General features: G+C 52.8%; 11 protein-coding genes and 1 pseudogene. 4 read left to right on the top strand and 8 right to left on the bottom strand.

Translation table 11 applies throughout. The features are described 5' to 3' along the window. Positions 1–87: 87 nt before the first annotated feature. Both PFRI_RS00515 and PFRI_RS00510 read left to right on the top strand, forming a co-directional pair. Positions 88–591, top strand: coding sequence for an SPW repeat domain-containing protein (locus tag PFRI_RS00515; RefSeq protein WP_072628818.1), 504 nt, complete (start codon positions 88–90; stop codon positions 589–591). Then, positions 588–1,022 (top strand): CBS domain-containing protein, encoded by a 435-nt coding sequence (locus tag PFRI_RS00510; RefSeq protein ID WP_072628817.1) that lies wholly within the window; start codon positions 588–590, stop codon positions 1,020–1,022. Before PFRI_RS00515 ends, PFRI_RS00510 begins: the two co-directional genes overlap by 4 nt. A 105-nt stretch (positions 1,023–1,127) precedes the next feature. Here PFRI_RS00510 and PFRI_RS00505 read toward each other — a convergent pair whose 3' ends face one another. The 8 genes from PFRI_RS00505 to PFRI_RS00470 form a co-directional block, all read right to left on the bottom strand. After that, the gene (locus PFRI_RS00505) at positions 1,128–1,391 is read right to left on the bottom strand and encodes an FIG domain-containing protein (protein ID WP_072628816.1); all 264 of its coding nucleotides are present in this window, start codon (positions 1,389–1,391) and stop codon (positions 1,128–1,130) included. 1 nt (position 1,392) lies between these two features. Next, the gene (locus PFRI_RS00500; protein ID WP_072628815.1) at positions 1,393–3,012 is read right to left on the bottom strand and encodes a dihydroxyacetone kinase subunit DhaK; all 1,620 of its coding nucleotides are present in this window, start codon (positions 3,010–3,012) and stop codon (positions 1,393–1,395) included. A 10-nt stretch (positions 3,013–3,022) separates the two neighbouring features. Then, the gene (locus PFRI_RS00495) at positions 3,023–4,018 is read right to left on the bottom strand and encodes an ABC transporter ATP-binding protein (RefSeq protein WP_072628814.1); all 996 of its coding nucleotides are present in this window, start codon (positions 4,016–4,018) and stop codon (positions 3,023–3,025) included. After that, positions 4,011–5,108: an ABC transporter ATP-binding protein gene (locus tag PFRI_RS00490; RefSeq protein ID WP_072628813.1), complete on the bottom strand. Its 1,098-nt coding sequence runs from the start codon at positions 5,106–5,108 to the stop codon at positions 4,011–4,013. Before PFRI_RS00490 ends, PFRI_RS00495 begins: the two co-directional genes overlap by 8 nt. 3 nt (positions 5,109–5,111) lie before the next feature. Continuing rightward, a complete protein-coding gene (locus tag PFRI_RS00485) occupies positions 5,112–5,300 on the bottom strand; it encodes a hypothetical protein (protein WP_072628812.1) in 189 nt (62 codons plus the stop codon). Then, positions 5,297–6,235, bottom strand: a complete 939-nt coding sequence (locus tag PFRI_RS00480) for a carbohydrate ABC transporter permease (RefSeq protein WP_072628811.1) — start codon at positions 6,233–6,235, stop codon at positions 5,297–5,299. Before PFRI_RS00480 ends, PFRI_RS00485 begins: the two co-directional genes overlap by 4 nt. After that, positions 6,232–7,179 (bottom strand): carbohydrate ABC transporter permease, encoded by a 948-nt coding sequence (locus PFRI_RS00475; protein ID WP_072628810.1) that lies wholly within the window; start codon positions 7,177–7,179, stop codon positions 6,232–6,234. The genes PFRI_RS00480 and PFRI_RS00475 overlap by 4 nt, the downstream gene beginning before the upstream one ends. A 125-nt stretch (positions 7,180–7,304) precedes the next feature. Then, positions 7,305–8,639, bottom strand: coding sequence for an ABC transporter substrate-binding protein (locus PFRI_RS00470; RefSeq protein ID WP_072628809.1), 1,335 nt, complete (start codon positions 8,637–8,639; stop codon positions 7,305–7,307). Between the two features lie 199 nt (positions 8,640–8,838). Here PFRI_RS00470 and PFRI_RS00465 point away from each other — a divergent pair, with 199 nt between their 5' ends. Next, on the top strand, positions 8,839–9,894 hold the full coding sequence (locus PFRI_RS00465) for a LacI family DNA-binding transcriptional regulator (protein WP_072628808.1): 1,056 nt from the start codon (positions 8,839–8,841) through the stop codon (positions 9,892–9,894). Between the two features lie 170 nt (positions 9,895–10,064). Then, positions 10,065–10,569: pseudogene (locus PFRI_RS00460) on the top strand (hypothetical protein); the annotation flags it as partial.

Below are 10,569 nucleotides of genomic sequence, written 5' to 3'. Positions count from 1 at the left end.
CCGCTTCCAATTCCTCAAGCTGCAATTCCAGCTGATCAATCAGCCGCGCGCGACGGACTCCTAAAATTATAGGTAGAGATACATGTCATGCGCGATCGTGAAGTGTTCAGATGGGCATTCGCGATTTCTGGCCTTTGGTTGATCCTGTCGCCATTCTTATTTCTTGGCGGGGCCTCTTCGTTTGGCACGGATGTCATTGGTGAAGCAGCAACGTTTGTGATCATGGGCCTTATGGCTCTTGTCACAACATGTTTCAGTTTTAGCAAATATGACAAAGCGTACACCTATTCAGGCTTGGCGTTGGGGTTGTTTTTTGTAGCTGTGCCGCCCTTTGCAGGGTTCACCGAAACCATAGCAATCTGGAACGCTGGCTTAGTCGGTATGTTTTTAGCTTTTGTGGCATTCTGGGAGGTAATCCATAGAACGCCAGAACCTGTAGCGACATTACCCTTGTGTGGGGCGCAGGACGCCCCACACGCCTTCAACCTCAAATTATCAGCCCCATTCGGGCAGATAGGGCCGTCAGAGGCCACTCAACTTCACACTCATAATGTTTACATCGAAGCATGCAATCAAAGGGTCTTCAGATGACGATCAAGCGACTTCTCAAGGATCTTGACCTACGGGTTAGGACAATCAAGCCAACTGCACTGATATCAGAAGCGATAATACAACTCGCGCGAGATGATACATCAGCGCTCGTTGTGACCGATGATAATCACCTCGTCTTGGGCATTCTGTCCAGTAGCGACATCGTTAAATACCTGAACCAAAATGGTGGCCCGCTAGAGCAGCTATTGGTCAGCAATCTCATGACGCATGATGTAATTTCTTGTGACGCCACAGAGAACGTCGAACGGATCGAGCAACTTATGATTGAGCATCAGGTGCGACACATTCCAGTAACGAGAGACGGTAAGTTAAGTGCCGTTGTAAATACCCTCGACGTTGTCCGCTTTCGTATGCAATCCGCAGAAGCAGAAGCGGGTCAGCTTCGCAACTATGTCTCTGGTGTGGCTTAAGGCATCTAGTCACAGCGCACCGAATACATCAGAATTTTTGACCAAAGAATATCCGATTTACCGAGTCCACTTTAGTCAGGCAGGCAATTTTGCGCGCGATCTGAACTAAGCTCTTCTTCGTTCGCAGCAAGCGCCGCTGTTTCCTCGCGCCGAGCGCGCGAACACTTCATCCGCCAAGATGTCTAAAGGTTTTTGGACCTCCCTTTGCGTGTTGATCTGATCGCTTGCGCCTAGGTTGCCATGCAATGCGCTAGCGCCGACCAGTTGCGAAATCGACCAACATGCGCTTGCGATGCGTTCGATCAAGTAAGCGAGTTCGGTCTCGCCCGCGTAACGGGCAAGGTAGTCACTTAATGTTGTAGGCTGCATGTCATTTGGCCAAATGCTCGAATAAGCGCGCGACAGCTTCGGCACCTGGATCGATATGACCTTCAAGCTGATCTGCGTTGATGTAGCTTGCGCGCCCTGCCTTTGCGGACGTCAGAGTGGCAGTGTATTCTGCCCCCTTTCGCGCTGCCATCGCAGCAGCTGGCAAGCCGTCATTCAGAGCCTGCAAAGCCGGCAGCAATGCATCAACCATCGTCCGGTCACCCGGATTAGCACCGCCAATTTGACGCATCCGGTCAAGCCCAGCGATCAAAGCGTCCCGCATTGTCTGGCCTGATGATGATGCATCACCCGCCGCAGCAAAGAAAATCGCAAGTAGCACACCTGAAGACCCACCCATAGTCTGGCTTAGTTCTAGTCCTATGGCACGGTAGAGCTGCGTATGATCTGCTAGGGGCAATGTATCCATCGCTGTAATCAAAGCGCGGGACGCACCAGCCAGAGTGGAGCCTGTATCGCCATCTCCGGATTTAGCATCAAGCAAGTTCAAATCACCCTCAGCGGCAATCAGCACCGTACAGCAATTCGTCAAAAATGCCTTGGTTGGTTCATGTGCAGATGCAGGTGCACGGATTGGCGTCAAACCATCGGGAAGCGGCAAGACCGCAGGACTTGAGACCGAACGACAGCCAGGCCAAGCGAGCACATTGCTCGCTTCTTTGAGAAATTTTTCGTCTCCGTCCGCAAGTTCGCAGAGTGATATCGAGAACCCATGCATATCAAGCGCGGTCATCATCGCGCTAGGACCGACGACAAGACGAATGTACTGACCAAAGTCGGACGACAAAAGGCTGTCCGTCAGGATCGCCATCTCCAGGCAGGACGCCCCACCCAGATTGTTGATCAGAACGACATGGGGCGTTCTTGGCATATCGACGCTTAGCTTGTCCGTCACCTTTGCAATTGCATCTACTGCGCCTGCGGACGCAACTTGTTCAACGCCTGCTTCACCGTGAATGCCAAGGCCGAGTTCCGCCATGCCTGGTGGGATACGGTCTTCCTTCAAGGAGCCAGGCACCGAACAGGTGTCGAGCGACAAGCCAATGCTACGTGTCGAAGCAATCACCCGTTTTGCCGCAATCGTACAGGCGTCAAGATTGGCGCCACTTGCCGCCATGGCACCTGCAATCTTGTGCACGAACAGTGTACCAGCAAGGCCGCGTGCTTGGGGCAGATCGGGCAAGGCGATGTCATCATCCACGATCACAACGCTGACTTTATGACCAAAGGCACGTGCGCGTTCCGCCGCAAGGCCGAAGTTCAGACGATCACCCGTGTAGTTTTTCACAATCAAAAGGCATCCCGCCGGACCTGTGACTGCCAAAATTGCCGCCAACACAGCATCCACCGAAGGCGATGCAAATACATCGCCACAAACCGCCGCTGTCAACATGCCCTCTCCAACAAAACCCGCATGCGCAGGTTCATGACCTGAACCACCGCCAGACACCAAAGCGACCTTTGATTTGTCCCAATCAGCGCGCAAAACAACGCGAATATGCGGATAGCCGTCCAGACGTGTCAGTGTCCCACCCGATGCGGCAATCGTGCCATCAATCGCTTCGGTCACCATGTCCTGCTTGGCATTGATAAACTGTTTCATGGTGTCTCTCCTACGAAATACGTGCGCCAGAGGCGTCAAAAAAGAATGGCTTGTCAGGGCGGATCTGGATGATGTCGCCTTCTTTGAGATCGGTATGCGCGTCAGTCACAGTGATAAGATCGTGCGACTTGAAAGAAAGATGCAGGCGGGTTTGATCGCCAAGGTGTTCGACGCGTTGCACGAAACTGTCCTCCCCCTCGCCTTGCTTGATTTGTTCTGGGCGAAGTCCGATATGTGTGGCCTTGTTTGGGGCACCGCCAAAGACATCCGAGGGCAGTACGTTAATGCGCGGCTGACCTAAACGGCTGGCAGCATAGATGCTGATTGGATCTTCATAGATTTCGCGCGGGCTGCCAAATTGAACCAGCTTCCCGTTGTCGAGAACACCCACATGCGTCGCCATCGTCATCGCTTCGGTTTGATCATGGGTCACATAGAGCATCGTCGCCCCAGAATCCGCCTGAATGCTTTTCAGCTCAATGCGCAAATCAGAACGCAGTTTTGCATCGAGCGAGCTCAACGGTTCATCCATCAGATAGACTGATGGTTGGCGCACCAAGGCACGCCCAATCGACACGCGCTGCATTTCACCACCTGACAAGGCTGTTGCTTTGTTGTCCAGCTTGTGGCTGATCTGCAAAACCTCGGCGACAGCGCTCACCTTCTGGTTAATCTCCGCTTGCGGCGTTTGCAGGATCGGTGATTTCAAAGGGAACTCAAGGTTTTGGCGCACGGTTAGGTGCGGGTAAAGGGAGTACTGCTGGAACACCATCGCCACATCCCGCTGCGCAGGTGTGTAGGACGCAACATCGCGCCCCCCAATTGTAATCGTACCTGTGTCTGGCTTGTCCAAGCCCGAGACCATTCGCAATGTTGTGGTTTTGCCAGCACCCGTAGGTCCAAGCAGTACGACAAACGCACCATCAGGAATGGTCATCGTGACATCATCAAGAACGACCTCATCACCAAAGGATTTAGAAATCCCTGTTAGGGCTACTTCAGCCATGGTTCAGCACTCCTTCATTAGCTTGTGAGCGTAACGCCTGACCTGTTTCAGCATCGAAAAGCGTGATCGTGCGCGCATCAAAGGATAGGCCCGTTTGATCGCCAACATTCACGGCATCCGAGCTGGCAACGCGCGCTTTGACATCGCCATTAGCGGTTTCCAATGTCACGATTTGGGTCGTGCCGAGATATTCCGTCGCCTTCACGCGCCCACGATAGGCCGCCGCGTCATCAAGCCTCACATGCTCAGGGCGCACCCCGAAGGACAACGCCCCATTCGCGCCATCGATGCTTTTGGGAATGTTCAGCGCGACATCATTGAGGCTGACTTCATTACCGCCTTTGCCAATCATCCCGTTGAAATCGAGAAAGTTCATTGAGGGCGAGCCGATGAATTGCGCCACAAACTTCGTTGCTGGCCAGTCATAGATATCCTGCGGAACACCAAACTGTTCAACCGATCCGTGGTTCATCACCACTATCTTGTCGCCCATTTGCATGGCCTCAAGCTGATCGTGGGTCACGTAGACCGTCGTCGCGTTCATGCGATCATGCAGCGCGCGCAATTCTTCGGACATATGTTCACGGAATTCTGCGTCCAGCGCGCCCAGCGGCTCGTCCATGAAAAACGCCTTGGGATCGCGCACAATCGCGCGGCCAAGGGCAACACGCTGACGATCTCCGCCGGACAAGCCACCGACGGGCTTGTTCAGGATGTCCGTAATTCCCAGAATTTCGGCAATTTCACCCACCTTCTTTTTGACCTGCGCCGATGGCATGCCCTGACTGCGCAAAGGATAGCTGATGTTTTTGCCCACATTCATGTGCGGATAGAGCGCGAACATCTGGAACACGAAGGCAATATCGCGCTGCGAAGCCGGCTTCATCCCCACTTCTTCGCCGTCGATGTAGATTTCACCTGATGTGGGCAACTCCAAGCCAGCCATCATGCGCAGCGTCGTGGTCTTGCCGCAACCCGAAGGTCCAAGCAGCATGAAGAATTCGCCGTCCTCAATTGTGAACGTCGAGGACTTCACCGCGTTGAACGATCCGAAATCCTTGCGCACGTTTTCAATTCGTATCTGTGCCATGATCTACTCCGGAAAATGGCTGACGATGATGAACATCACCGTGCCGACAAGGGTTACAATGAAGGAATAGCTGTAGAGGCCAATCGCGAAGGGTTGCATCAACATGACCACCCCAAGTGCGATCAGAATGGTCGCCAGCATTTCCCATGGGCCACGGCGAAACCGCAGCAAGCCGCTAAGTATGTTCATCATTTGCGAACTGCCCCAAATGTAATCCCGCGCAGCAGGTGTTTGCGCAAAAGGATGGTGAAGACCATGACCGGCACGAGGAAGATCGTCGCGCCCGCCGCCACCGCTGGCCAATCTTTGCCGCTGGTTCCAATGATTGTCGGGATAAAGGGTGGTGCCGTTTGAGCCGTGCCCGACGTGAGCAGGACCGCAAATGCGTATTCATTCCACGCAAAGATCAGACAAAAGATTGCGGTTGATGCGATGCCTGTAGCTGCTTGTGGCAGAACCACTTTGTAGAAGGCTTGGAACCGCGTGTAGCCGTCGATTAGGGCCGCTTCTTCGTATTCAATGGGTATCTCGTCGATAAACCCTTTAAGCAGCCAGACCGAGAGCGACAGGTTCACTGCCGTGTAGAGCAGGATCATCCCAAGGTGCGTATCGTTCAAACCCAGATTGCGGAACATCAAGAAGATCGGGATCGCAACTGCGATGGGGGGCATCATCCGCGTGGAGAGGATGAAGAACAGCAAATCATCCTTTAGGGGAACCTTGAAACGGCTAAACGCATAGGCCGCCATAGTGCCGAGGACCATACACAGGAAGGTCGATCCAAATCCGATTATGACAGAGTTAAGGAACCGCTCGCCATAGCGAGAGGGGCCGGAAATAACGGTGCCTCGTTCGCGAACGATTTCATCGTACCATGTCTGCGGCTCACCTGCGGCCTCTAACATATCCGGCGTGGCGCGGGTGCGCTCTGTAAACAGGTTTACATATCCCTCAAGCGTAGGCTCAAATACGACCACGGGGGGGTATGCAATTGAATCCGTAGGGGATTTGAACCCCGTGGCAATGATCCAAAGGAGTGGAACGAGGGTAATGCAAGCATAGCCAATCACCAAAGCCCCCGCGAGCCACTTGGTTCCCTTGCTCGGTTCTGTGACTGAAAAACTCATCTTTCTTTTACCTTATTCAGGGCTTTGACGTAGATCGAGGCAAGGCCAAAGACGGTCACAAAGAGGATCACAGCGTAGGCAGAGGAATAGCCCGTGCGCCATTTTTCAAAGGCCTCTCGTTTCAAATCAATCGAAGTCAGCGTGGTGGTGTTTCCCGGTCCGCCGCCTGTCAGCTGCACTACCAGATCAAACATCTTGAAGTTTTCGATCCCGCGAAACAGCACGGCCAACATCAAGAACGGCAGCGCCATTGGAATGGTGATCGTCCAGAACTGACGCCATTTGCTGGCGCGGTCACATTCAGCGGCCTCATAGATGCTGTCAGGAATAGATCGCAGACCCGCTAGACAGATCAGCATCACAAAGGGCGTCCACATCCATGTGTCGGCAATCACGATTGCCCAAGGTGCGAGATGCACATCACCAATCATCGAAAAACTAGCCGGATCAGCACCCGTAAAAAACGCGATCACATAGTTGAACAGTCCGATTTGCGGCTGATATAGGAAGGTCCAGAAATTGCCGACAACAGCTGGGGACAGCATCATTGGGAAAACGATGATCGTCGTCCACATGTCATTGCCTTTGAATTTCTTGTTGATCAGAAAAGCGAGCGCAAAGCCGATCAGCACTTGCAACGTGATTGTCCAAATCAGGAAATGCGCCGTTGCTTGCATCGTGTTCCAGACGTCTGGATCGCTCAGGATGCGTTGGTAATTGCGCAGGCCAACCCACTCTACATCATTGTTCGGGCGATTGACGCGGAAATTGGTAAAACTAAGCCGGATCGTCCAGATCAGCGGAAAGATGTTCACCGCAAGCAGCAGGAAAATCGTCGGAGCTACAAATATCCAAGCAATTGTCCGATCTGACAATCCGCGGATCCGTTTAGCCAACGGGGCGGGCGTTTTCGCAGCCGCCGTCTCCATAGGGGAAAGGGTCATTGTGTGGGTCCTCGTCGGCGAACTGGTCGCGCAAACGTCAAAGAAAGATGCCCCAGCCAACCCGAAGACTGGCTGGAGCGTTTGTCTGACCGTCTTCTAGGAAGAGGGTCCAACAGGGAGGATCGTTAGAGCTTGCCTTCGTCCTCGAACACTTCGGTCCAATCACGAACCAAACCGTCCAGAGCTTCTTTTGCAGTGCCTTCGCCAGCGATGACGTAGTTGTGCATACGTTCCTGCATCGCGATCAGAAGGTCTGCATAGGCAGGCTCTGCCCAGAAATCTTTCACGATTGCCATGCTATCAAGGAAGGCCTGCGCATAGGGCTGGCTTCCCGCAAAATCATCCGCTTCAACAACCGCGCGCAGTGCAGGCGCACCGCCGAGATCCCACCAACGCTGCTGAATTTCAGGCTGTGCAAACCACTGGATATACTCAAGCGCTGCGTCCTGCTTTTCAGAATAAGCAACGACCGAAATACCTTGGCCACCAAGCTGTGCAAACTGGCCTGTTGGGCCTGCTGGGTTCGGGAAGTAGCCGGAATTGCCGCCACCTACGTTTTCGTCGGCTTCAACACCGGGCCAAATGAACGCAAAGTTCATCTGCATAGCAACTTGGCCAGAACGGAACGCGTCGATATTTTCGCCCATGTACCAGTTGGACGACCCCGGAGGTGTGCCCGTGTCATAAAGCTCTTTATAAAGTTCAAGACCTGCAACCGCGCCGTCGGAGTTTACAAAACCCTCAAGATCGTAGGGCTTGTCCGGGTTTTCATACTCGAACCCGTAGTTATAAAGCGCGTTTGTGACGCCCATTGTGATGCCTTCAGAGCCACGCTCTGTGTAGATCGCAGCGCCGTAAACTGTTGTGCCGTCAATGTCGCGACCTTGGAAAAAGGCAGCAATGTCGCGCAACTCTTCCAGCGATGCAGGCACGTCAAGTGTACGACCATGCTTTTCCATGAACGCTTTTTGCAGCTCAGGGCGTTCGAACCAATCCTTGCGATATGTCCAACCCACAACGTCCGCATAGGCGGGAAGCGCATAGTAGTTTGGCGTGTTCTTTGGCCATTCAGCGTAGCCCGTTACTGTAGCTGGCAGGAAGTCATCCATCGAGATGCCGTTGGCGTCAAAGAATTCGTTTAGCTTAACGTAGTGACCGTTCTCCGCGCCGCCACCGATCCATTGGCTGTCGCCAATCATGAGATCACACAGCTGACCGCCCGAGTTCAATTCGTTCAACATGCGGTCGGCAAAGCTTGTCCAAGGTACGAATTCAAAGTTCATCGTATGGCCGGACTGCTTTTCGAAATCCTTGCTCAATTCGATCAATGAATTTGCAGGATCCCAGGCCGCCCAGCACAGTGTCAGATCAGTCGCATGACCATCGGCCATCGCAGAGCTCGCGAGCCCGGATGCAACGATCGCACCCGCTGCTGCAGAAGTGAATAGGGTCTTTTTCATAAGGGTAACTCCTCCCAGTTATGGCGGGACATGGCTCCCCGCCACGCCTCACGCTCTATACATTGCTAATTGAGGCACGTGCGTCAATGCAAGATATTTATGATGCACGTGCCTCAAAAATGGCTATTGTCTACTAAACACGCCCCAAAACGGGACACAAAATGATGCAGTTGCGACAGCGCAAAGGTCTGATAAGGTGATGAAATCTGCAATGCTGAGCGTCAGAGAAATAATGTTGAGACCCACCACAAAAGATCTTGCAAAAGCGGCGGGCGTTAGTCGTGCAACAGTCGATCGGGTCTTAAACGGACGCGAAGGCGTGAAGAAAAATACAGTGGATCGCGTGAACCTTGCGATCAAAGAACTCGGATTCGTGCGCAATATCCAAGCGGCGAACCTTGCACGATCCCAAAGATACCGATTTGTTTTCGCCCTACCCCGCTCCGGCGATCTGTTTCTAAAGGAAATTGTGCGCCATATTGACGAAGCCAGCGAGACATTTGCGACTGACCTCGTTTGGTGCGACGTGGTGCATATTGACGAAAATGATCCACACAGCATCTCGGCCTTTCTTGGAACACTCGACCCGAACGAGACGACTGGCGTTGCGATTATGGCCCCTGAATCTCCACAAGTGCGCGACGCGATCTTTCGATTGCAAGAGCGTGGTGTGGCGGCACTGCCCTTCATCGCAGACCAATCTGCAATGGAAGAACACTGGGTCGGAACGGATCACCATGCCGCCGGTGCGACCGCTGCTACGCTGATTGGTCGTTTTAGCCACGCGTCTGAAGGATCCGTACTGGTCGTCTCGGAAAGCATGAGGTCACGCGATAGCCTTGAACGACGTATCGGCTTTGATGCCGAGATGAACAAACATTTTCCGGGATTGCGTACGCTCCCCTCCTTGGAAACCTATGGCGATGAAGAACGTGCAGAACGCATTATTCATAATTCGGTCAACAACAATCCGGACCTTATCGGTGCATATGTGTTGTCCTCCGAAGCTCGCGTGCCGCTGACGATCTTGAACGATACAATGAACTCCGATCACTTGATCAAGATTTCCCATGAGCGCACTCCCTTTACTGAGGCCGCCTTAAGAAACGGAGACTTGGACGGCGTCATCGCACAAGATCCCGGCCACTTAGTCCGCAGCGCAGTGCGAAAGCTCAAAGCGATCACGGACAGGCTTGTCGCAAAGGGCTCCCAAGAACGCATCCGGGTTGAGGTTTTGCTGCGAACGAATATCTGAAAATACCTCGAAAAGATCGATGGCTGCTTGCTAAGTTGCTGACATCTTGAAACTTGCTATTTATTTGGAAAATGCGCCGTACGAATCGTGCGTTTTTTGATAATCTAGATACGCACGGACTCTTGGTACACTTCCTGTAAATTCCCTAATTTGGGATCTAGGGAGTATTGATGACGAACGAAGAACGCGACATTCAACCCATACTTAGAGTGCTCCAGCACGCCGAAAAGACCGGTTATGACCACAAAGCCTACCGACATTTCGGGATCGGCCGGTCCAGTTTTTATACATGGCGTGATGCATACCAAAAGGATGGTGTAGCTGATTTGAAAAACACCATATCAATCCCGAAAAACCCTCCCAATCAAACGTCAAATGAGAGCGTAGAAAAAGCACCTTATATGCGGCGTAAATATCACCTCGGACCAATCAGAATTGCTTGCTATTCGGCACGCGATTACGGCATCAAAATCTTAGACTATGGTGTCTACCGCGCCCTCAGGCGCAACCGCCTTGGGGGCCAATGTGTTTCCAACCGCCAAATGACCTATCTCGGCCAAGCGACAATTTCGCCGCTTGGAACAAGAACCGTCTCACTATCGCGACTACGTTGGATGGGGGAGTTATTGTCAAATCTGGTGTTTGAGGATTGTTGGTCATGCAGCGATCTGGTCA

Source organism: Planktotalea frisia (genome assembly GCF_001890925.1).
In the GTDB taxonomy this organism is placed as follows: Bacteria; Pseudomonadota; Alphaproteobacteria; order Rhodobacterales; family Rhodobacteraceae; genus Planktotalea; species Planktotalea frisia.
The sequence above is the reverse complement of the archived record's forward strand: the minus strand, read 5'-3'. Positions and strand labels throughout refer to the sequence as shown.